Source organism: Cohnella herbarum (assembly GCF_012849095.1).
GTDB lineage: Bacteria > Bacillota > Bacilli > Paenibacillales > Paenibacillaceae > Cohnella > Cohnella herbarum.
On sequence record NZ_CP051680.1, the window covers coordinates 1,203,080 to 1,223,916 of the forward strand.

A 20,837-nucleotide genomic window follows, 5' to 3' on the forward strand; every position below is an offset into this window, starting at 1 on the left:
TACAACGCAAAGCTCGATCAATCTTTCTTCTGTCCGGGTCGAATCGCGAAAGCGTTAATAAGCGCGGCGCCCAAGCTTGCAATAGCGATGACGAGGAACAAGCTCGACATCGAATTTCGCATTAACAATGCGCTGACCGGCGGCCCGGCGGCGACTCCGATAAATCTCATGCTGCTGTACAACGAGGTAACCGTGCCTCGTTGTTTTTTGTCTATTCCTTCGGTGATGAGAGCATCCAAGCTCGGAAGCGCGGCGCCGATACCGGCGGATGCGACGGCTAGCAGGAGCACGATCCACCAAGTTTGCTCCCGGTCCATGAGAGCTAAGGCGAACAACGAAGCCGAGGACAGTACTAATCCAAGCAAACTCGTCCACTTCATGATTCGCTTGTTCTGACCGATCCATTTGCCGCTTAAATACGAGACGAGACATAACCCGGCTAGCGGGATCGCCAGAATTAACCCTTTAATGATCGGTTTCGTACCCAGATTTTCCAACGTCTCGGACAAATAAAACAAGCTTCCGAAGACGATAAACATACTAATGCAACCGATCGCGAAGATGCCGTACAGCCATTTGCCTTTTAACCGAAGGATAGCGAAGAGGGACTTAAGGAAATTTCTTAGGCTGGCGGGAGGGGCATCTTTATCCTTCGACGGCGATTTGACCAAAAACAAAACGAGCACGAACGAAAGCATGCTAAACACGGGAATCGCGAAAAAAGGAATGTACCACGACCAGATCGCCAGCGTCGCTCCGAGGATCGGGCTGACGACTTTCCCGAACGTGTTCGCGGTTTCCACTAAGCCCAATCCGCTGCTGACATCTTCTTCCCTGCGGAACAAGTCGCCAACCAGCGGCAAGACGACGGGGAAGCATCCTGCCGAACCTAAGCCTTGGAACAACCTGGCCGCCAGAATATAGTAATAAGCCCGATCTATCCATAATGCGGCTAAACCTGCGCCCAGACCGGCAACGGACACAAGAAGCAGCGCTGGAAGAATAACCGCCTTTCGGCTGAACCGATCCGACAAATAGCCCGCCAGCGGGATAAACAAGATGGCAACGGCAGCGTAAGCCGTAATGATCAAGCTTGCTTGCACGGAACTGATGCGCAGTGCCTTCTGCATCGCAGGCAATACCGGAATAAGCATCGAGTTGGCAAGCGTCATCGTTAAAGGAATCGATGCTATCGAGAGTAGATCCCATTTCTTGCGGGCTTCCATCGTGTTCCTCCACCATCAACCTGAGTAGGGTGATATCCATCTATTCCGGTCGGCATTATTGATTACGCAATGTAGTATTGTCAGCGGAAACGAGGTTTAAACATCGGAAAAGGTTGCCCGGTTAAGCGTCTCTCACGGTGAAATCACCGAATAGAGCTGTCCTTTGCTCGCGAAGGAGGCTTTGCCTGTTTCCTCCGAAACGACAAGCACAATGGCGTCGCTAAGTTCCGACAAACCTACAGCGGCTCTATGACGAGTGCCCGTTATCCGGTCATTTCCTTGAGCGCCCGTCAAGGGGAGTATGTTTTTGGCGGAGACGATTTGATTGGCTTTAATATGCACGGCTCCGTCATGCAACGGACTGCCGGGATAGAATATGGATTCCAGCAGGGAGTGCGTGATCGGAGCGCCTATCGGAATGCCCGGCTGAAGCAAGCTATCCAGCGGATCGCTGCGTTCGACGGCAATCAAGGCGCCATGTCTTCTGTCGGACAAACTGCGGATGGAAAGGGACAGATCCGTATACCGTTCTATGTAGGGCGAGAGATAACAGTTCAAATAAAAGGTGGCCGCGCTCGATTCGATATGCTGAAAGTTTTTTTTGACTTTCTCGAAATCGCCCAGCAGGCAATCTCCGTCTTGATCGAGAATTTCGATCAAGGCGCCCAAGTTCTCGATCATTTGCTGGATATCTTCTTTGATGATTTTCTTCATTGGCGAGAAATCGCAATTATTCGCGGTTGTCGACATTCGACTTCTCCTCTCCTTGAACAGGCTTGCTTCGGATTAGGATGTAGATAACTTTGATTAAGTATTCAGTGTCATCGTCTATCCACCAATGAAATTAGCTTTAATTTACGTAAAGTTTTCCAGTACAATAAAACTAGGAACAAAACGGAAAAGAGGAGCGTGATTAGAGTGTTGGAAAAAGCGAAATTGGGCAGAACGGATTTGCAAGTCACCAAGCTAGGTTTCGGGGCGATGGAAATTCGCGGTCCCCGGGTATGGAACGGCAGACCCGTAACCGATTCGGAATCGGAACGGATTCTAAACGCGGTGCTTGACCAAGGGATTAATTTCATTGATACCTCGTACGATTACGGTCGAAGCGAAGAGTTGATCGGCAAGTATATTAGTCATCGGAGGCACGAATATATCCTGGCGACGAAGTGCGGATGTACGTTGGTCGATCACGGCGATCATGACGAAACTCCGCATGTGTGGACAAGGGATAATCTGTTGCATAACGTCGATACGAGCTTGCGGCGGATGAGAACCGATTACATAGATCTGTTGCAACTTCATGGACCGACCTTGCAACAGACGGAAGAGGGCCGACTCGTAGACGTTCTGAAGGAAATTCAGGCCACGGGCAAGGTTCGTTCGATCGGGATATCGACCTATCTGCCGCACATTATTTCCTATATCGAAACGGGAGATTTCGATACTTTCCAAATCCCGTATTCGGCATTGGAGAGGGAGCACGAACAGATCATCGTCAAGGCAGGGGAAAAAGGGGCCGGAGTGATCGTGCGCGGAGGAGTCGGTCGCGGCGAACCGGGTGCCGGATTAGGTTCGATGGATCGTTGGTCGATCTGGGAGCTCGCGAATTTGGACGAACTGTTAGACGAGGGAGAGAGCCGTACGGGTTTTTTGCTGAGATTTACCCTAACGCATCCGAAATTGTCGACGACGATCGTCGGTACGAAAAATCCGCAACATTTGGAAGACAACGTTCGTTATGCACTTAAAGGTTCATTATCGGCTGAAGTGTACGAGGAAGCCAAACGTCGTCTCGATCGCGTAGGCTGTTCGCCTGCGAGGTAAGGGATAGAGGTAACGGGGGAGATGAGGGAATGGAGAGTTGTTACTATCATCCGGCGGAAGCGTCGCTCCTCAGATGCGGTCATTGCGATAAGCCCTTGTGCTTGCGATGCAATCATAGGGATTATCCGGTCTATTGCTGGAGTTGCGGACTTGACCACGGGAACGGCAACCTTGCTAAGAAACCGGAACCGTTCCGGCTCTCTCCCCAGTTGTATTTTCTGAAGCGCAAAAGCTTCATCGTTACATGCGCGGTTTTGATCGTTCTTTTGCTTGTCTATGGAGTCTATGAAGTTCTGCAACAAACGAAAGCCTATCGATTCAAGCAGAAAATGATCGGTATTGAATTTAACGGCATTCATCTCTTCATGGACAGATCGGAGATCGTAAATCGCTATGGAATGGGAAGAGACCCGACGGTTGGATGTTTCGGCTGCGAGATGAATTTTATATATCCCAAGCTAGACGTATCCGGCCGATATTCCGAAACGTTAGGTCGGTCGTCTTTGGTGAAGACGATGACAACGGCCGACTCGTCCGATATTTTATTCGGTTTCAAAGCCGGCGATCCGATGGAGAAAGCCGCAGAGATTCTAGCAGATCAGGGGTTCAGTCAAGTCGCAAAGGATCGGACTAAGTATTATTTTGTTAGAGGACTTTACTACGTACAACTATGGAACGACAAATATTTAAATGATTTCGATAAGGGAAAATCGGTAACGGAAGATAACGGGATGATCGGAAGCATTACGGTCGGTTATCGGGTGAAAAAGGACGAGGAGATTCAATACTAATTACTGGAAGTAATTGTGCGAAAATAGCTCCGAATAACAATTTATTCTATCGGCATATTCGATATGGTATACTCGAGATATCTCTACATCCAAGCCGGATATCCGGGAGGATTCATGAAATTCATAACCAAGATGTATTTGCTTCTGTTCGTTCTAATGACCCCGGTTATTCTATTGTTCGTATACTCCACTCAACTCAGCACTAAAGTCATCACGAACCAGATCAACATTGCCAACGAGGATCGGCTAAGTCAGTTCATGCTGAAAATCGAAGGAATGATGGACCAGGTGTCGAACCTGTCGAACTTGATTTCGAAAGATCCCGATTTCACCAAATTCGCCTTATATTCGAATACGATGAATCGCTTTGAATATGCTACCTTACTAGAGACGATAGAACAAAAACTCGGGTTGTTCAGCCTATCCGTTAACAAAATGAGTCGAATTAACGTCTATTTACCGCCTTCGCGACACGCAGTCTCCTCGGACGGTCCCCTGGTTTACGACGCTGAGTATTTGAAGCATAACTTAAGCACCCGTTGGACGTTAAGAACGATTACGGACAGCGGAATAACCAAACGGGCGTTTACCCGTCATTTTGTTCAGCCTTACCAGAGCCTCTCTAATCCGGATAAGGCAACCATCATCGTGGAAGTTGATCTCATGGAGGATAATCTGATTTCGCTGCTGGATGAATATAAGCTCGAGGGGAACAACGATCCTTTCTTCTACGATAACTCCGACCAATTCGTATATAACGACTCGGCGAACGTAGAGATGGCCGAGCTCATAACGAAATCTTATGATTTCGAGCAATCGTCGGCTATTGCCAATCACGAGCAGATACGGCTAGACGACAAGAAATTTCTTGTCTATTTCAACAAGTCGGAGAAGCTGAACTGGACCGTGATCGATTACGTGCCGCTGCAAGACATTTTGGCACCCGTGACGAAGAGTCGCCAGCTCTTCTACATTATCGTGGCGATTCTGTTGACGTTCGGCGCTGTAAGCGTTATTTTGCTGCATCTGAACGTACAGCTTCCGATTAAACATTTAACCGAGAGCGTGCTGAGCTTGAAGCGCGGAAATTTCTCGGAGCGCTTCCGCAAGAAACCGGTCAAGGAATTCCAAGTGCTAGTCTTCCAATTCAATGAAATGGCTAAGCAGATTCAGCATCTCGTCGAGAAAGTTTACTTGGAAGAGATACGTTCGAACGAAGCGGTCATGAAACAATTGCAATCGCAGATTAATCCTCATTTCCTACATAATAGTTTGGCGTATATCGTGAGCATGGCGAAAATGAATCGAACGCAGCCGGTCATCTCTATGGCCTATAGCTTGGCCGATTATTATAAATATACGACGCGTAACGTCACGATGACGACGACGGTTCGGCATGAAATCGCGTTCGTTACTTCTTATATCGATATTATGAATTATCAGTTGGATAACATTCAGTATTCCGTCGATGTCCCCGATTCGTTGTTGGATATGCCGATTCCGAGGTTATTGATCCAACCGATCGTCGAGAACGCGATCGTTCATGGGTTGGAGTCCAAGCTCGGAGGCGGCTCCATTCGAATTGCCGGTATCGAAGAGGAGGTATGGTGGTCGATTACGGTGACGGACGATGGAATGGGATTATCGGAAGAAGAATGCGCGGAGATCAATCTGCGACTGGACAGTTCCGTTAAAGACGATGGACATGTCGGGTTGTGGAACGTGAATCAACGGCTGCGCTACCAATTCGGCTCGGATTCAGGCGTTAAAGTATCGCCATCGGACGGCGGCGGTTTGAAGGTCGAATTGCGATGGAAAAAGCTTTAGCAGGGGGAATCGTTATTTTTTCAATATTGATAGTGGATGATCATAAGCATCTTGTCGAGAGTATGATGACGACCATTCCTTGGGAGAAGTACCGGGTGAGTCAAGTGTTCGGAGCCCATTCGGGAATTGAAGCGTTGAATATTCTGAGCAATCAGGAGATCCATCTTCTTATCACGGATATTCAGATGCCCGTCATGTCCGGTTTCGAACTGATCGAGAAAGTGCGCGAGGGCTGGCCTGATATCGATTGTATTCTGCTGACCGGTTTCGCGGAATTTCAATATGCCAGGCGCGCGATCGAATTGCAGGCATCGAATTACTTGCTTAAGCCGGTTCGGGATGAGGAATTGTTGCCGCTCGTTAGCGATCTCTTGAACAATCAGAGAAGAAAGATGTTGGAGCGATCCCGAATGGAATGGTTGGAGCAGGCTTCTGAAATTTCGGTGCTGGAGGAACGCAGAAGAATCGCATACGACCTGCACGATATTCTGGGACACACGCTGACGAACACGATCGTGCAGTTGGAAATTGCCGAAAGGCTGCTGGAAACGAAGAAAGAAGGCGGCTTGGAGCGGGTGAAGCAAACGCAGGAACTCGTAAGGCAAGGACTTGCGGACGTTCGTCAAGCGCTAAGCACGATGAAGAGCAAGGATGAAGGTCTTGATCTTGAAGTCGAACTTGAGCGTTACCTATCCGAAGTCAAGGCATTGGCTAACGTCTCGATAACGTCTTCCATCGAATTGCCTTTTACGATCATAGATCCTTTGTGTATCAAAATCGTTAGCCTTGCTCTTAAGGAAGGGATAACGAACGGTTTGCGCCACGGCAAAGCGAACGAATTCGAATTCGATCTGACTTTCCAGGACGAACGATTGCTTTTTAAGCTGTGGAATAACGGGGCTTCGTTCGATGGGGAGAAACCGGGTTTAGGGCTAACCGGCATGCGTGAACGGGTTAAGCAGCTTGGCGGCAATATGGAACTTAAGGCGAGCCAGGATGAACGCGTCGGCTCTCTTCTGACTTTACAAATTCCATTGTAGGCAGCGGGTGTTAGGATGAAAATTAAATCGTTCAATAAAACGGTCCCCTTCCTCATGATGGCTTCGTGTCTTTTCATTGGGAGCTGCACATCTTCGGTGACTGAGACAATAGGACCATTGGAAGCTATACCGCAAGTCAAATACGATCCTCCGGTAATCGTCACCACGGCGAAGGCCTTGAGAGACTACGACATATTACGATTTGACGATACGATGGAAAATAACCCGATTACGCGATGGGCTAAAGACCGGTTTGGCGTTATCCAGGTGAACAAGTGGGTTGTATCGGATCAGAATCAGGGGTTGTCTACGAGAATCAAGCTGGCTTTATCTAATGACGAGGAGCTTCCGGACGTGCTGTTCGTCATGCATGAGAGTATTCCGGATCTACTGGGCGATTTGGTAGAGTCGGGGAAGGTAATGGATATAGAAGAGGCTTTCCGTACCTCTGCCCCGGCACGCATTAAAGAGGCTTACGATAAAAATCCCGATGTGTGGAAGACGGTAACGTATAAAGGGAAGATCTGGGGCATTCCGCAAATCTCCGATGAAAAGGTAGGCTCGCCTATCCTATGGATCAGGCAAGATTGGTTAAATCGGCTCGGGCTGCTTCCGCCTACGACGATCGAGGAACTTGAGAAGGTTCTACATGCTTTCACCTATGACGACCCCGATCGCAACGGCAAACAAGATACGATCGGCTTCGCGCTTTCCGGCAAGAGCACGTTAAACGGTTGGATGGGCGATGCTTCTTTGTTATTCGGTATGTACGGGGATCAACCCTTCCAATGGAATCGCAAGGCGGATGGATCGCTTGCTTACGGATCCGTCGAACCCTCGGTCAAGAAAGCTTTGTCGCACCTGAATGAATGGTACCGTCTAGGTTACCTGGACCCGAACTTCGGCACGCACGACGAGCAGGAGGCGGTTCAGCTATTCATGTCGGGTAAAGCGGGTATCATATCCGGCCCCGGATGGATGGGGGGGTGGCCATTACAGGAGATGAAAATCGACGAACCCGATTTCGAGATCAAGCCGATTCCATATCCGGCCGGACCGGACGGCAAGATCGGGAAGATCGGTTCCCAGATTTCTTACGGAGCTTATTTTTTCCGTAAGGGATTTTCCTATATGGATGCTATGTTCGCTTATATGGATCAGGTGTACGGAGTGTTGATCGAAGATTTGGAATCCGATTTTGCCAACGGTTACGCGGATGGTTACGATTATCTCTTAAAGGACGGGAAATACGATTATGAATTTGACGGGGCAACGAACACGATCGCGAATTTTTTCCTAATTGCGCCTGGTAGCACGCCTCCTGGCGTCATGCAGGGGGAAAGCATAGAAAGCAGGGTGCTTAAAGGCAACAACAACACCCCCTTTGAGAGGAAAATGGCAGGCACGACTTCCCGCAATTTCCTGGAGGGGCAACTCGTTACGTTGAGCCAAGTGAAATATTCGCACAGCAATCAATTCGTAGGACCCTATACGCCGACGATGACTCTCAAATGGGCGTTGCTGCAGAAGCTCGAGAAGGAGACGATGCTTAAGATGATCTACGGGAACGTCCCCATCGAATCCTTCGATGACTTCGTTCGTCAGTGGAACGAGCAGGGCGGGGCGGATATTACCAGAGAGGTTAACGAGTGGGATCGTTCCAGTCAGGTCGGGGATATCTTTAAGGCATCGGACTAAGCTCCCGAACCGTTCCCGAGTCCGGCCTCGCGGGCCATTATGATCGCTTGCGTGCGATCCGCGACTTGCAATTTATTCAGAATATTGGAAACGTTGTTCCGGACGGTCTTCAGCGATAACCCTAATCGTTGAGAGATTTCCTGGTTGCTGAGATTGATCGCGATCCATTCCAGAATCTCTTTTTCCCGTTCCGTTAATTGCGGGAATAGGGCGTTTCTATGCATATCTTTGGTCATGGCGTCGAAGTAAAACATCATTTTGCGAGCGATCGTCGCACTGAAGATCGCCTCTCCGTCTCCGACCGTACGAATGGCGCGGACGATTTCCTCCCTGCGGGCTCCCTTCAACAGGTAACCGCGGGCTCCCGCTCTCATAGCGGAGAAGACGGACATATCGTCGTCGAACATCGTTAAGATTAGAATGCCGATATGAGGCGATGTCGCAATGATCTCTTGGGTCGCATCGACGCCGGATTTCCCGGGCATCTTGAAATCCATCAAGATAACATCCGGCTGTAGCTGCTCGGCTAATCTTATCGCTTCCTGCCCGTCCGCTGCTTGCCCGACCACTTCAAATCCTTCTTCGGATTGAAGAATCGAGATCAGGCCTTCGAGTAACATCGGATGGTCGTCGGCAAGCAAGATCCGCAAGTGTTCTTTTTCAGTTCCTTCCATGAATTCGTTCCCCTTTGTTCTGGCTAATCTGTAGAAAATTATACCATAGGAACGAGTAGGATAGAATCGGTGTATGAAACAGAAAGGAAAAGGGAGAGAGTTATATGGCAGATACGGACAAGCTTGGCGTTGATTCGCCGTTCCACCAAGATTTGCTTAGACGGATTAGGCAATTGTGCTTGTCTTTCCCGAATGTTAGCGAAAGATTAAGCCATGGCGCTCCGACGTTCTTCTACAAGGAGAAAAAAAGCTTCGTTCAATACCACGACAATCACCACGGCGACGGTAGAATCGCGTTATGGTGCGCTGCGGATTCGGACGTTCAAACGATACTCGTTCAATCCAATCCGGACGTCTATTTCTTGCCGGCATATGTTGCGCATCTAGGGTGGATTGGAATAAGATTGGATCGTGACGCGCGGTGGGAAGAGATCGAGAGCATCATCGGAGATGCCTACATAAACAGAGCGAAACCTAAGCGCAAATAGACGAATGGGATGGGGAAGTTGTTCATGTTCAAAGCTTTTATATTCGATATGGACGGGGTTATCATAGATAGCGAGCCGATTCATTTCGAAGTCGATATTCTCACGATGCGGCATTATCGGACAGAGATTTCCAAAGAACAGTTGGAAAGATTCGTCGGGATGACGAATCCGGAAATGTGGACGATTCTTATCGAGGAATATAAGTTGTCTCAGTCCGTAGCGGAAATAATAGACTACCAGCTCTCGACAAAAATCAAAATTTTGAAGGAAAGTCCTATTGCGCCTATTGATGGAATCGTGGATCTTCTTCGCGAATTGAAGCAGCTTAACGTACCGATCGGCCTAGCTTCTTCATCGCCTAGGCTGTTTATTGCCGAAGTTCTATCTAAATTTCAAATCGAACATTACTTCAGCAGCATCGTAAGCGGCGAAGAGGTCGAGAATGGAAAGCCGGCGCCGGATGTATTTCTTGAAGCCGCGAAGCTCTTAGGCGTGTCGCCAAGCGATTGCGTCGTGATTGAGGATTCCAGGAACGGAATCAGAGCGGCGAAAGCAGCGGGAATGAAGTGTATCGGGTACGTGAACGAAAATTCGGGAAATCAAGATTTGACCGCGGCGGATCGAGTCGTGACATCGATAAGGGATATTAACCTGGATCAACTAGAGTTGTAGAGGAGAAGGTTAGTTCTCAGGAGGAAAAGGTATGTTCGAGCACGATTATCGGGTCTGTTTTCCGAGGAGGAGGGTTTATATTACCCGAAACCACCAATGGGCTTTCGCGGCTTGGGCGATGGCGAAGCAGGCGGGGTGGATAGGCCCGCGGACGACTTTGTTGCATGTCGACGCTCATCTGGACGATACATGGGATGGCGTCGTCGCTCCGGGCCTGCAGCATATGAACGACGTATCGGATTATATGCGAGTGGCCGGCGAACTTGAGATCGATAATTTCATTTGGGCCGGTTTCGCGGCAAGGTTGATCGATCGGATTATCTACGTCTGCCCTAAGGAAGCGGATGAATCGGATCCGTTCGATCTGTCCAATTGGAATATGAACGGCGAACAATTGAAGCCTGTGAAAGAAATACTAGCCGAGCGAGACTATGCGGGGGAGAGATTCGAGTCGATCGCGGAATTCAAAGCGATGATCTCAAGCGATTCCGATAGGTTGCGGGTATTTGAACCTGCTAATTCCGTCATTTTAGATTTGGATTTGGACGTATTCAAAGCCGATCCGAGCGATCCGGCTAACGTGGAGTTGAAACCGGATAGGCAGATAAGAGAGGAACTCGAATATTTAAGAGATCTCTATTCCTATGATCTGATTACCGTCGCCTTATCACCCGCGTTCTGCGGAGGGGATGGCAATTGCGAACGATTGTACCGGTTGTTCTTGGAAGTATTCGGCTTAGACCTCGCGGTTGCGGAGAAATGGTGATTTGGGAAGAAATTCGAATAGGGGAGAGCCCTTCATGGAAACTCCGGAGGAAGGAGCGTGGGGAATGAAAATGCACTTTTTGAACATCGATCAACTTTCCGAACAACAGATCCTGGGCATCTTCGATGCTGCCGACCAACTTAAACGGAACAGGAACTCGTCTATCTTAAGCAGTCGCACGTTCGTGCTCTTTTTCCCCGAATCCAGCATTCGTACCCGATTGACTTTCGAGAAAGGAATTAAAGATCTCGGGGGCGATAGTATTCTGTTTCCTCCGGAAACGTTGGACAAGAGGGAGAGTCTGGAGGATGTCATGCAGTATATCCAGAATTGGGGCGATGGCGTAATCGTAAGGCACGCCGATTTCAACAAAATGAAGGAACTGGCGGAACAGGCAACGATCCCCGTTATTAACGCGATGAGTTCGGTCAATCATCCTTGCGAGATTATAAGCGACTTATACCGGATCAGTAGAATGAGAAGCGATTATCGAAAATTGGTTTATACATTCGTAGGTCCGGCGGGGAATATTTGCAATTCATGGAGACATATCGCTCAAGCAATGGATTTGAACTTTAACCATGCGTGCGTGGAAGGCGAACGGTTAAGCTTGGATAACCTTAACTATCGTTTTCATACGGAGCTAGAAGCCGTATTGGAGAATAGCGATATCGTGCTAACGGATTCTCTGCCTGCACCTTTTAGAACAAGAGCATATATCGATCGTTACCAGATCACTTTGGACAGAATGAAATTGGCGAATGAAGGTGCGTTGCTGAATCCTTGCCCGCCGTTCTTCAGGAACGAAGAAGTGAGCGATGATGCGATTAACTCCGACTATTTCGCCGGTCATGCGTTCAAGCGCGATCTGATTCACGTGCAACAAGCAATCCTCCTCGCTTGTCTTGGAATAAATAATCCATCCGGAGATTAAGTAATTTCAAGAAAGATCTATCGCTCCGTCATCGCTTGGAGGAGCCGCACGAATCGTTCGGTCGCTATCGATAATTGCATGTCTCGGCGAACGGCAAGTCCAATGCTACGAGGAGGGGGCATGTCTTCTATTCGGAGCTCGAATAATTTGCCGTCAAGCAGGTCTTGCTCCACGAAAGAACGAGACGTGAACGCCGCGCCGTACCCTTGCTTCGCGAACTCCACGAGCAGATCGACGCTCCCCAGCTCAATGTCCGGCTTGATCGATAATCCTTTAACGGCAAACCATTGCTCGATGAATTCTCGCGTACTGCTTCCCGGAGTGTGCAATAACAAGGGAAGCTCCGCTAGTTCGTTAGCCGATAACCGAGCTCCCGCTATTCCCCGATAGACCTCCCCAACCACGAAACAATCCTCCAGCATCGCTAATTTCTGCACGGTCACCTGCGGATCATGGATAGGCATATGTACGATCGCGCAATCAATCAGCCCGTCTTTAAGACGTTGCGTGATATCGGGCGTCTTCCCGTGCGTAAGACGAATACGAATGTTGGGATATTCGCCATGAAACAAATTAAGCTGAGGCAGCAATAGATGCTTGATCAGCGAATCGCTTGCCCCGATACGAATCTCGCCTTCCGTTAGCTGTTTCAGATCAAGCACGTGTTTCTCTGCGGCATCCAACAGCGCAAACGACTGCTCTACGTACTGCAGCAATGCCCGTCCTTCCTCTGTCATCTCGACCCCTTTGGATAACCGATGAAACAGCTTTAGCCCTAAGGTCTCTTCCATTTGTTTAATCGCGTAACTGACGGAAGGCTGCGTGACGTGTAATTGTTGCGCGGCTTTCGTAAAGTTGCCGCTTCGCGCGGTATGCAGAAATATGCGGTACCATTCCAAGTTAAACATCTGGTATAACTCCTCTCTATGTCATATCGCGAAATTCGTGATTTCACTTATTTCATTTCACTCATTATACTCGAGTTAAATCACTCGAACAACGAAGAGGTGGATGAAATGGATGTCGATCCGCACCCGCAAATGCCAATCCGCAAGGAACGTTCTCCATGGTGTACGAATAATGATCAACGAAACGTGATGATTAGTCCGTCAAAGGGAGCGATAGACGGTACGATCAGGTTAACGGGGAGTAAGAGTCTGACAAATCGCGCATTGATAATTGCCGCGTTAGCGGAAGGTACATCGCGAATCGAAGGAATGTTACGAAGCGACGATTCTTATTGGTGTATAGATTGTCTAGTCAAGCTCGGCATTAAAGTGGACATCGAGGACGAATCCGTAACGATCGAGGGTTGTGGCGGTGCTTGGCCTATTCCGTCCGGCGAATTGTACGTTGGCGCGGCAGGAACGGTTGCGCGCTTCCTACCCGGAGCGTTGGCAATCGGGAATGGCGCATGGACAATCCATGGGAGCAAGAGAATGAGCGAAAGACCGCTTACTCCCTTGTTGAACGCGCTTGAACGATTAGGTGCGAACGTCGAATACCCGGAAGCGGGGCGCTATTTGCCTTTCACGCTTGAAGCTAAGGGATTAACCGGTGGCGAAGTCGGAATATCCGGCTCCGTTTCCAGCCAATTTATTAGCGGATTAGCACTCGCAGCACCTTATGCTAAACAACCGGTAACCGTCCAAATAGACGGAGAGGTCGTACAGCGGGAATACGTGGAGATGACGCTCGAAATGATGAACGCATTCGGCATATCGCCGCAAGTATCGGATAACGGACAGTCGATCATAATCCCGACAGGCAAGTATAAAGCCCGATCCATTTCGCTCGAGCCGGATGTTTCCGCATGTTGTTACTTCTGGGCGCTCGCCGCACTCACGGCTGGACGCGTGCGGATAGATGGCATTCATGCCGCGAGAACTCGTCAACCCGATATCGAGTTTCTAGATGTATTGGAACGAATGGGATGTTCCGTTTACCGAGGAGAAGACTTCGTCGAAGTTCAGGGGCCTGAGAAGTTAAAGGGTGGGTTTACGATGAGTATGAGAAAATTTTCGGATCAGACGCTAACGCTCGCGGCAATGGCACCTTTCGCCGATGCTCCGATCACGTTATCGGATGCCGCTCATATTAGACATCATGAATGCGATCGCATTAGCGCGATCTGTTCGGAGCTTCGCAACCTGGGCATTCGGATTGACGAGCATCATGACGGACTGACCGTATATCCTGGTCAACCGTTGCCAGCGGCCGTAGATACCCATGACGACCATCGAATGGCGATGTCGCTTGCTCTAATCGGGTCAAAGGTGGATGGTGTTCAAATCGGGGATCCGGGCTGCGTCTCGAAAACTTGTCCCGATTATTTCGAGCGAATTGCCGCACTGGGAATACAAGTTAAGTATTGAACTCATCTGAAGGAGGATAATCATTATGGCCGGGAATACGTTCGGGGAAACGTTTAAAATCACGACTTTCGGGGAATCGCATGGAGCCGGGGTAGGCGTCATCGTGGATGGAGTGACGCCGGGGGTCGAGCTGGATACGGAGTATATACAGAAGCAAATGGATCGCAGAAAACCGGGTCAATCTTCGGTGACCTCTCCCCGCAAGGAATATGATATCATTCACATTCTGTCTGGCGTATTCGAGGGGAAAACGACGGGGACGCCGCTCTTTATTTTATTGAATAATCACGATATGAGGCCGGATGCGTACAACGACATTCAACACTCTTTTCGCCCGGGGCATGCGGACTTCACTTATCTACGGAAATACGGTATCCGTGACCATCGAGGCAGCGGAAGGGCATCCGGTCGAGAAACGGCCGGCAGAGTCGCAGGAGGGGCTGTGGCTCGCAAACTGTTGGAGCGCAGGGGAGTGAGCGTGGTCGCTTATACGCAAGAAGTCGGGGGAATCGCTTGCCGATCCTTCGTGGAGCAGTCCATCGAGAATAATGCAATGAGAGCTTGCGATCCTGTCGCCGCCATTGAGATGATCAAGAAAGTCGAGCAACTAGCGGAGAAGGGCGACAGTTGCGGAGGTATCGTGGAGTGCCGTATTCGCGGAGTTATCCCGGGTCTAGGAGAACCGGCATTCGATAAACTGGACGCGGAGTTGGCCAAAGCGATGTTATCCATCGGCGCGGTGAAAGGGATAGAGTTCGGAGAGGGATTCGCCGCGGCTTCCATGCTCGGCAGCGAACATAACGACGAGATGAACTCCGACGGCTTTCTGAGCAACCACTCGGGAGGAATTCTCGGCGGAATAAGCACGGGGCAGGAAATTATTTTCCGGATTGCGGTTAAACCGACTTCGTCCATCTCCGTTCCGCAAAGAACCATTAACGACGGAGGGGAAGAGCAGCAGATTCAGACCATAGGCCGCCATGACCCGTGTATTTGCCCGAGAATAGTACCCGTGGTTGAAGCGATGGCTTGTTTGGTGTTAGAGGACCAGTACAAACGGCAAGCCGCGATGCTGGGGTAAGTCGACTGTTGAAACGGATGATGTTTATTAGCGATTATGATACATTATGCTTATCTTACGTTGAGTTGATAGAATGATCGTATCTTCGCAAGATAAAATAGTCGTCCGGGGGTTAGCGTTGGCAATGTCGGCAATCGTTAAAGGATTGATTATCGGGGTTTCCATAGCGGCGCCGGTCGGCCCCATAGGACTTCTCTGTATTCGAAAAACGTTAAATCAAGGCCGTTTATTCGGTTTAGTTTCCGGTTTAGGAGCCGCCACGGCGGATGCGTGTTACGGACTAATCGCGGCGTTAGGACTTACGATGGTTACGAATTTTGTATCCGATCAAGCGATTGCGTTGAATCTAATCGGCGCCTTATTCTTGTTCTATCTGGCTTATAGTACCGCGAAGGCCCCCGTTACGACGGTTGAAACCGTAAAGCTACCGGGACGAAGATATTGGCCGACCTATGCGACGACGTTCATGCTGACGATGACGAACCCGATCACGATCGTCTCTTTCGCGGGTATTTTCTCGGGAATGAACCTCTCCGAAGGTTCAAGCGCGTCGCTATGGCTGGTGCTCGGCGTGTTCTTGGGATCAGCCGCATGGTGGGTCATCTTATGTTTAGTCGTAGGGCTAATAAAAAGGACGATTACTCCGCATGCGCTCAAATGGATTAACTATGGATCAGCAATGGTGCTTGCCATATTCGCGTTCATCAGTCTCTATCATTTCGGGGTTGGAATCGGATAAGTCGTTAAGAATCCGAGAATCGAATCCGTTGAGCAAGCTTGATGGAAAGGCTATAATCAAGTTGTTGACGATCCATCCCAGCGTAACTTTATTGGAGGAACAGCTTATGCAAGAGCCGTTTGAAATCGTTCATGCAACGAGAGACGAGTTAGATGCCATCGTGGAGATCTACAACACGACTATCGCAAGCCGAGTGGTTACCGCGGATTTAGCGCCCGTAACGGTCGAAAGCCGGATTCAATGGTTCGAGGAGCACGACGATCAGCATAGACCTCTTTGGGTGATGAAGTCCGGTGGCGAGATTATTGCTTGGTTAAGTTTCTCTAAATTTCATGCAAGAGCCGCCTATGATGCGACAGCCGAGATCAGCATCTATATTTCTCCTAAGAGCCGATCGAAAGGGATAGGGAGTCTATTCTTGCAGAAAGCAATCGAGGAGTGCCCGAGATTACATATCCGCAATATTGTAGCGCTGGTCTTCGGACATAATGAACCGAGTTTGGCATTGTTGCGTAAATTCGGGTTCGAGCAGTGGGGACTGTTACCCGGGGTTGCGAACATGGACGGAATAGAAAGAGATTTGGTTATGATGGGGAAAAAGGTTTAGCTTGATTATGAGGGGGAAACGCAAGAAATGACATTGTTGATTATCATAATCAGAAAGAAAAGACATATTAACGTTCGGCGATAATACGAAGACAAAAGGGACTAGCTCCGCAAGCATAAGGCTTGTCGGGCAGTCCCTTCGGTTTTAAAACACTTTTGTCGTCCAAGATTCGCAGTTCCACACTTCCGTCGCGACATCCCGGTAAAATTCAGGTTCATGGCTGATCAACAAGACGCTTCCCTTGTAGGCTTGAAGAGCTCGCTTCAGCTCATCTTTGGCATCGACGTCAAGATGGTTCGTCGGCTCATCGAGCACGAGCAGGTTCGATTCCTTGTTAATCAGGTTGCAGAGCCGAACTTTGGCTTTCTCGCCGCCGCTTAGCACGGATACTTTGCTCTCGATATGCTTAGTCGTTAGTCCGCACTTCGCCAGAGCGGCGCGCACTTCGAATTGAGACATTGAAGGGAAGTTCTTCCACACGGCTTCGATACAGATTTCGTCGGCTCCGCCTTTGATTTCCTGTTCGAAGTAACCGATAAACAGATTGTCTCCTTGCTTCACCGTACCGGATAGAGGAGGAATCTGCCCGAGAAGACTCCGCAATAACGTCGTCTTACCGATGCCGTTCGCTCCGACGATAGCAATCTTCTGTCCGCGTTCCATAAGCAAATCGATATTCCGGCATAGCGGCTCTTCGTATCCGATAACCAAATTTTTCGCTTCGAAGATGAGTCGTCCGGACGTCCGGGCTTCCTTGAAGCGGAATTCCGGTTTCGGTTTCTCTCTCGCCAATTCGATGATGTCCATGTTGTCGAGTTTCTTCTGGCGGGACATCGCCATGTTGCGAGTGGAGACGCGTGCCTTGTTGCGGGCAACGAAATCCTTCAGATCGTCGATCTCTTGCTGTTGGCGCTTAAAAGCGGATTCCAACTGTTGTTTCTTGGCTTCGTGCAATTGAACGAAGTTATCGTAATCGCCGACGTATCGATTCAATTCTTGATTGCCCATATGATAAATAAGATTGATTACGCTATTGAGGAACGGAATATCGTGAGATACGAGAATAAACGCGTTCTCGTATTCCTGCAAATAACGCTTAAGCCATTCGATATGCTGTTCGTCCAAGTAGTTGGTCGGCTCATCGAGAAGAAGAATGTCGGGCTTCTCCAGCAATAGCTTTGCCAAGAGCACCTTCGTGCGTTGTCCGCCGCTCAGATCGTGAACGTCCCGGTCTAATCCGATATCGCCGAGTCCAAGACCGCGGGCGATTTCCTCGACCTTAGCGTCGATCAGATAGAAGTCGTTATTCGTCAACGTATCTTGAATCGTACCGACTTCTTCGAGCAACGCTTCCAGTTCTTCCGGAGTGGCCGAGCCCATCTTGTCGTACATTTCGTTCATTTCCGTCTCGAGATCCATGAGATACTGGAACGCTCCGCGCAGAACGTCGCGAATCGTCATCCCTTTGTGCAACACGGAATGCTGATCGAGATATCCGACGCGAACTTTTTTGGACCATTCGACTTTACCCGCGTCCGGTTCCAGACTTCCGGTAATAATATTCATGAACGTAGACTTGCCTTCGCCGTTAGCGCCGATCAAGCCGACGTGTTCGCCTTTAAGCAAGCGGAACGAAACATCGTTGAATATGGCACGGTCGCCGAAACCGTGAGTTAATTTTGTTACGGTTAAAATACTCATGATTAGACACCTTTTCTTTAGTCATCGTTTTAGCACACTAATTGTTATTATAAGCCGGAGGAAGGTTAAAACTCAATATGAACAATGTTTCTCCGTTTAACTGGTATACTAACGGTTAGGGATCAACTTTCGATATTGAAACGATCATTTCGCGAACCATGGAGGGCATATGAATAAACTCAGCCATAAATTGTTGATGTCCGTCTTATTGATTGCGATTGCAGGATGTAACGGGACCGCGACACCGAACGAGAGTTCATCCGGTCAAACGCCTTCCGCAACGGTACCATCATCGGTAACTCCGACCGAATCCGCGTCCCCAACCTCATCTTCGCAACCCTCGCCCGAAAAGTCGGAATTGCTCGAACTGAGTAAGGTGGAGAGCGTTTTCGGTTTTGCGGATAGCCAAGGTAAGATGATGATTACGCTGCCGAGTCAATCGGAACAGGAGACAACGTTAAGCGATGATGTTCTGAAACAATTAAACAAGGCTGTAGGAGAGAACGGCGCCGTGATTTCCATCCGTTACAGACGGCATCAAGCAAGCTCCGAAGGGGATAACGGCCGGCAATCGGCGCAAAATTTCAATCACTTAGAGGGCGATATATTCGAGGCGGTTGAGGGAAAGGCGGAGCCGAATCAAAGTTATTTGTTAGTAAACGACGCTCAGTTCGAAATCCGATCGTTAACGAAACTATCCCCGGCCAGCGATCAGGTTCCGTCGAATTCCGTAACGGAACAGATTTCCAAGGCCAAGGATAGGGCGATCGATCATAGCTGGCATATGGCTACAACGGATGAAGGGCAGCAGATTTATCTCGTGCAATTCGCCAGACAAGGAGAGCAGATGCTGGCAAGCTTGGTTATTCGGGATAAGGAGCAATGGATATTCATGGATTACCCAGCCGTTTACAACGAAAACTCGACTTGGAGAGTAGACGACCAAGCTCAGATCTCTCCGGAAATGTTCAGCTTTCTATTCGCAGCCCGATCAACGGAAGGAATCGTCCTTGGCGTAAAGTGGATGGGGGCTGAAGGAGAGAACCTTAAGATCTTGAAACAATCGGGCGCGAAAATGGTGGAAACCGAGCTTATTTCGGGCCGTTATTTGTCTCCGGTTTGATCGTATGGTAACCCCGGTCGCCGAAAGGCTGGAGCTTATCGATCCAATGTTCGACCAATTTCTTCAGCTCGTCTTTCTGAGAGACGAAGGGATTGTCGCTTGGTTTAAGCACTTCCAGAATTTCCATTACGAAAGCATCCTCGCCGAATTCGTTCCATTCCTTCTGTAGAGCTTTGTTCGTCTCGCTTCCTAACCGAAGCGAGACGGCTCTTCCGTTAAGAGACTTGAAGTTCGGGGTTTTGTCGACGAGTATTTTGCCGTTAACCGTATTCTTGATCTGGAATACTCCGCCTTCGATCGGAATTTTCGAGTATTGTTCAACCAGATTCGCGCGCTCTTCTTTGCTTTTCATTGTCATCGACTCCTATTCTTTAAGCCAATACCGGCTCCCATCGTTCTCGCGGTCCATAAATCCGTACTCGATCAAGTATCTTCTCAATATCGCATAATCTTCATAAGCCGTCATGAGGATTTCATTGACTTCTTTCTCCGTATAAATACGATCGGCGCTGAAACGTTTGGCAACCTCCCGCAATACGATGAGCTTATGCTTTTCCTGAAGATCGAAGGTAAACAGATTAGCGTCTGTACCATTCGGGAAAACCTTCTTCAAAACTTTATCGGCCTCTTCCGAAGTGACGTTATACCGTTCATCAACCATCCTAGCGGTCTTATGAACATTGACGATTGCCGGCGCATGCCGGTCTTTGTCTTTCAGCAATTCCATCAATGCGAGGAATACTTTGGATTGGCGTTCTTTCTCCTTCAACACGAAGCGGTGATTACGGATCGTTGAGGCGCTGCCGATGCCAAGCTCCTTCTGAACTTCGCCGTCGCTCTTACCTTGGTGGAACAACCGAAGCAAACCGTTCTGGTGATCGGTAAGTCCGGTAAGCTTTTTATCCAATCCGATAAGATAGTCGAACACCGAATGATGCGAGCTCTCGATATGTTTACGCATATACTTCTCCGCGTCGTAATAGACGCCGTCATCCGGATAGACAATTCCGTTCTCAGTTCTCTTGCCGCACAGCAAACAAACGAAAAATTCGGAATCCTTGACGTAGCCTTGCTTCAACTCTTCCAACGATGAATTCCAGAAAACATCCGAAATACTCACGAATCAAACACATCCCAATAATGTTTATCTAACAATAGACAATATATAATAATGTTTGTATATCGTCAACCAGTTCATCGGTTAATAGTAGACCTGGATTCAGTGAAATTGTATAATCTACATGAGTTGAACTTCATGCGAGGAGGGC

Annotated in this window: 21 protein-coding genes; 14 read left to right on the forward strand and 7 right to left on the reverse strand. The window is 49.0% G+C overall.

What is annotated here, in order from left to right; translation table 11 throughout:
• Positions 1 to 17: 17 nt before the first annotated feature.
• A complete protein-coding gene (locus HH215_RS05120) occupies positions 18 to 1,226 on the reverse strand; it encodes an MFS transporter (RefSeq protein ID WP_169278930.1) in 1,209 nt (402 codons plus the stop codon).
• 132 nt (positions 1,227 to 1,358) lie between these two features.
• On the reverse strand, positions 1,359 to 1,976 hold the full coding sequence (cdaS, locus tag HH215_RS05125) for a sporulation-specific diadenylate cyclase CdaS (RefSeq protein WP_169278931.1): 618 nt from the start codon (positions 1,974 to 1,976) through the stop codon (positions 1,359 to 1,361).
• A gap of 168 nt (positions 1,977 to 2,144) precedes the next feature.
• Between cdaS and HH215_RS05130 the strand changes: the two genes are divergently transcribed.
• From HH215_RS05130 to HH215_RS05150, 5 genes are all read left to right on the forward strand, one after another.
• Positions 2,145 to 3,053 (forward strand): aldo/keto reductase, encoded by a 909-nt coding sequence (locus tag HH215_RS05130; RefSeq protein WP_254450367.1) that lies wholly within the window; start codon positions 2,145 to 2,147, stop codon positions 3,051 to 3,053.
• Between the two features lie 29 nt (positions 3,054 to 3,082).
• A complete protein-coding gene (locus tag HH215_RS05135; RefSeq protein WP_169278932.1) occupies positions 3,083 to 3,844 on the forward strand; it encodes a B-box zinc finger protein in 762 nt (253 codons plus the stop codon).
• A 114-nt stretch (positions 3,845 to 3,958) separates the two neighbouring features.
• On the forward strand, positions 3,959 to 5,671 hold the full coding sequence (locus HH215_RS05140; protein ID WP_169278933.1) for a cache domain-containing sensor histidine kinase: 1,713 nt from the start codon (positions 3,959 to 3,961) through the stop codon (positions 5,669 to 5,671).
• On the forward strand, positions 5,656 to 6,711 hold the full coding sequence (locus HH215_RS05145) for a response regulator (protein WP_169278934.1): 1,056 nt from the start codon (positions 5,656 to 5,658) through the stop codon (positions 6,709 to 6,711). Before HH215_RS05140 ends, HH215_RS05145 begins: the two co-directional genes overlap by 16 nt.
• A gap of 96 nt (positions 6,712 to 6,807) precedes the next feature.
• Positions 6,808 to 8,409 (forward strand): extracellular solute-binding protein, encoded by a 1,602-nt coding sequence (locus HH215_RS05150; protein WP_169278935.1) that lies wholly within the window; start codon positions 6,808 to 6,810, stop codon positions 8,407 to 8,409.
• On the opposite strand, the gene HH215_RS05155 is transcribed toward HH215_RS05150, so the two are convergent.
• Positions 8,406 to 9,083, reverse strand: a complete 678-nt coding sequence (locus tag HH215_RS05155) for a response regulator transcription factor (protein ID WP_169278936.1) — start codon at positions 9,081 to 9,083, stop codon at positions 8,406 to 8,408. The genes HH215_RS05150 and HH215_RS05155 overlap by 4 nt on opposite strands.
• A gap of 104 nt (positions 9,084 to 9,187) precedes the next feature.
• On the opposite strand from HH215_RS05155, the gene HH215_RS05160 reads away from it, so the two are divergent.
• Genes HH215_RS05160 through HH215_RS05175 form a run of 4 tightly spaced genes read left to right on the forward strand, consistent with a single transcriptional unit; the run spans position 9,188 to position 11,943 of the window.
• A complete protein-coding gene (locus tag HH215_RS05160; RefSeq protein WP_169278937.1) occupies positions 9,188 to 9,571 on the forward strand; it encodes an MmcQ/YjbR family DNA-binding protein in 384 nt (127 codons plus the stop codon).
• A 24-nt stretch (positions 9,572 to 9,595) separates the two neighbouring features.
• Positions 9,596 to 10,243 carry an HAD family hydrolase gene (locus tag HH215_RS05165; RefSeq protein WP_169278938.1) on the forward strand — a complete coding sequence of 216 codons (648 nt, stop codon included), beginning with the start codon at positions 9,596 to 9,598 and terminating at the stop codon, positions 10,241 to 10,243.
• Between the two features lie 31 nt (positions 10,244 to 10,274).
• Positions 10,275 to 11,009: a peptide arginase family protein gene (locus HH215_RS05170; protein WP_169278939.1), complete on the forward strand. Its 735-nt coding sequence runs from the start codon at positions 10,275 to 10,277 to the stop codon at positions 11,007 to 11,009.
• Positions 11,010 to 11,043: 34 nt separating this feature from the next.
• Positions 11,044 to 11,943: an ornithine carbamoyltransferase gene (locus HH215_RS05175; RefSeq protein WP_254450368.1), complete on the forward strand. Its 900-nt coding sequence runs from the start codon at positions 11,044 to 11,046 to the stop codon at positions 11,941 to 11,943.
• Positions 11,944 to 11,960: 17 nt separating this feature from the next.
• Here the strand turns inward: HH215_RS05175 and HH215_RS05180 are convergent, their stop codons facing one another.
• Positions 11,961 to 12,851, reverse strand: a complete 891-nt coding sequence (locus tag HH215_RS05180; RefSeq protein ID WP_169278940.1) for a LysR family transcriptional regulator — start codon at positions 12,849 to 12,851, stop codon at positions 11,961 to 11,963.
• Positions 12,852 to 12,959: 108 nt separating this feature from the next.
• On the opposite strand from HH215_RS05180, the gene aroA reads away from it, so the two are divergent.
• From aroA to HH215_RS05200, 4 genes are all read left to right on the forward strand, one after another.
• The gene (aroA, locus tag HH215_RS05185; protein ID WP_254450369.1) at positions 12,960 to 14,318 is read left to right on the forward strand and encodes a 3-phosphoshikimate 1-carboxyvinyltransferase; all 1,359 of its coding nucleotides are present in this window, start codon (positions 12,960 to 12,962) and stop codon (positions 14,316 to 14,318) included.
• Positions 14,319 to 14,343: 25 nt separating this feature from the next.
• Positions 14,344 to 15,399, forward strand: a complete 1,056-nt coding sequence (aroC, locus tag HH215_RS05190; RefSeq protein ID WP_169278941.1) for a chorismate synthase — start codon at positions 14,344 to 14,346, stop codon at positions 15,397 to 15,399.
• A 124-nt stretch (positions 15,400 to 15,523) separates the two neighbouring features.
• Complete coding sequence (locus HH215_RS05195; protein ID WP_169284231.1) at positions 15,524 to 16,138, forward strand: LysE family translocator; 615 nt, start codon at positions 15,524 to 15,526, stop codon at positions 16,136 to 16,138.
• A 106-nt stretch (positions 16,139 to 16,244) separates the two neighbouring features.
• Positions 16,245 to 16,745 (forward strand): GNAT family N-acetyltransferase, encoded by a 501-nt coding sequence (locus HH215_RS05200; RefSeq protein ID WP_169278942.1) that lies wholly within the window; start codon positions 16,245 to 16,247, stop codon positions 16,743 to 16,745.
• Between the two features lie 144 nt (positions 16,746 to 16,889).
• On the opposite strand, the gene HH215_RS05205 is transcribed toward HH215_RS05200, so the two are convergent.
• Positions 16,890 to 18,446 (reverse strand): ABC-F family ATP-binding cassette domain-containing protein, encoded by a 1,557-nt coding sequence (locus HH215_RS05205; RefSeq protein WP_169278943.1) that lies wholly within the window; start codon positions 18,444 to 18,446, stop codon positions 16,890 to 16,892.
• Positions 18,447 to 18,615: 169 nt separating this feature from the next.
• Here HH215_RS05205 and HH215_RS05210 point away from each other — a divergent pair, with 169 nt between their 5' ends.
• The gene (locus tag HH215_RS05210) at positions 18,616 to 19,569 is read left to right on the forward strand and encodes a hypothetical protein (RefSeq protein ID WP_169278944.1); all 954 of its coding nucleotides are present in this window, start codon (positions 18,616 to 18,618) and stop codon (positions 19,567 to 19,569) included.
• Here the strand turns inward: HH215_RS05210 and HH215_RS05215 are convergent.
• Both HH215_RS05215 and HH215_RS05220 read right to left on the reverse strand, forming a co-directional pair.
• On the reverse strand, positions 19,538 to 19,921 hold the full coding sequence (locus tag HH215_RS05215; RefSeq protein ID WP_169278945.1) for a GIY-YIG nuclease family protein: 384 nt from the start codon (positions 19,919 to 19,921) through the stop codon (positions 19,538 to 19,540). The genes HH215_RS05210 and HH215_RS05215 overlap by 32 nt on opposite strands.
• Before the next feature lie 12 nt (positions 19,922 to 19,933).
• A complete protein-coding gene (locus HH215_RS05220; protein ID WP_169278946.1) occupies positions 19,934 to 20,689 on the reverse strand; it encodes a DUF2087 domain-containing protein in 756 nt (251 codons plus the stop codon).
• Positions 20,690 to 20,837: the final 148 nt, after the last annotated feature.

What these genes read in the sequence shown, in the direction of transcription:
- HH215_RS05155 (WP_169278936.1), bottom strand. Translation starts at nt 9,083, where the DNA reads ATGGAAGGAACTGAAAAAGAACACTTGCGGATCTTGCTTGCCGACGAC.
- HH215_RS05175 (WP_254450368.1), top strand. Translation starts at nt 11,044, where the DNA reads ATGGAAACTCCGGAGGAAGGAGCGTGGGGAATGAAAATGCACTTTTTG.
- HH215_RS05205 (WP_169278943.1), bottom strand. Translation starts at nt 18,446, where the DNA reads ATGAGTATTTTAACCGTAACAAAATTAACTCACGGTTTCGGCGACCGT.
- HH215_RS05165 (WP_169278938.1), top strand. Translation starts at nt 9,596, where the DNA reads ATGTTCAAAGCTTTTATATTCGATATGGACGGGGTTATCATAGATAGC.
- HH215_RS05195 (WP_169284231.1), top strand. Translation starts at nt 15,524, where the DNA reads ATGTCGGCAATCGTTAAAGGATTGATTATCGGGGTTTCCATAGCGGCG.
- aroC (WP_169278941.1), top strand. Translation starts at nt 14,344, where the DNA reads ATGGCCGGGAATACGTTCGGGGAAACGTTTAAAATCACGACTTTCGGG.
- HH215_RS05180 (WP_169278940.1), bottom strand. Translation starts at nt 12,851, where the DNA reads ATGTTTAACTTGGAATGGTACCGCATATTTCTGCATACCGCGCGAAGC.
- HH215_RS05200 (WP_169278942.1), top strand. Translation starts at nt 16,245, where the DNA reads ATGCAAGAGCCGTTTGAAATCGTTCATGCAACGAGAGACGAGTTAGAT.
- HH215_RS05135 (WP_169278932.1), top strand. Translation starts at nt 3,083, where the DNA reads ATGGAGAGTTGTTACTATCATCCGGCGGAAGCGTCGCTCCTCAGATGC.
- aroA (WP_254450369.1), top strand. Translation starts at nt 12,960, where the DNA reads ATGGATGTCGATCCGCACCCGCAAATGCCAATCCGCAAGGAACGTTCT.
- HH215_RS05145 (WP_169278934.1), top strand. Translation starts at nt 5,656, where the DNA reads ATGGAAAAAGCTTTAGCAGGGGGAATCGTTATTTTTTCAATATTGATA.
- HH215_RS05120 (WP_169278930.1), bottom strand. Translation starts at nt 1,226, where the DNA reads ATGGAAGCCCGCAAGAAATGGGATCTACTCTCGATAGCATCGATTCCT.
- HH215_RS05215 (WP_169278945.1), bottom strand. Translation starts at nt 19,921, where the DNA reads ATGAAAAGCAAAGAAGAGCGCGCGAATCTGGTTGAACAATACTCGAAA.
- HH215_RS05210 (WP_169278944.1), top strand. Translation starts at nt 18,616, where the DNA reads ATGAATAAACTCAGCCATAAATTGTTGATGTCCGTCTTATTGATTGCG.
- cdaS (WP_169278931.1), bottom strand. Translation starts at nt 1,976, where the DNA reads ATGTCGACAACCGCGAATAATTGCGATTTCTCGCCAATGAAGAAAATC.
- HH215_RS05140 (WP_169278933.1), top strand. Translation starts at nt 3,959, where the DNA reads ATGAAATTCATAACCAAGATGTATTTGCTTCTGTTCGTTCTAATGACC.
- HH215_RS05170 (WP_169278939.1), top strand. Translation starts at nt 10,275, where the DNA reads ATGTTCGAGCACGATTATCGGGTCTGTTTTCCGAGGAGGAGGGTTTAT.
- HH215_RS05160 (WP_169278937.1), top strand. Translation starts at nt 9,188, where the DNA reads ATGGCAGATACGGACAAGCTTGGCGTTGATTCGCCGTTCCACCAAGAT.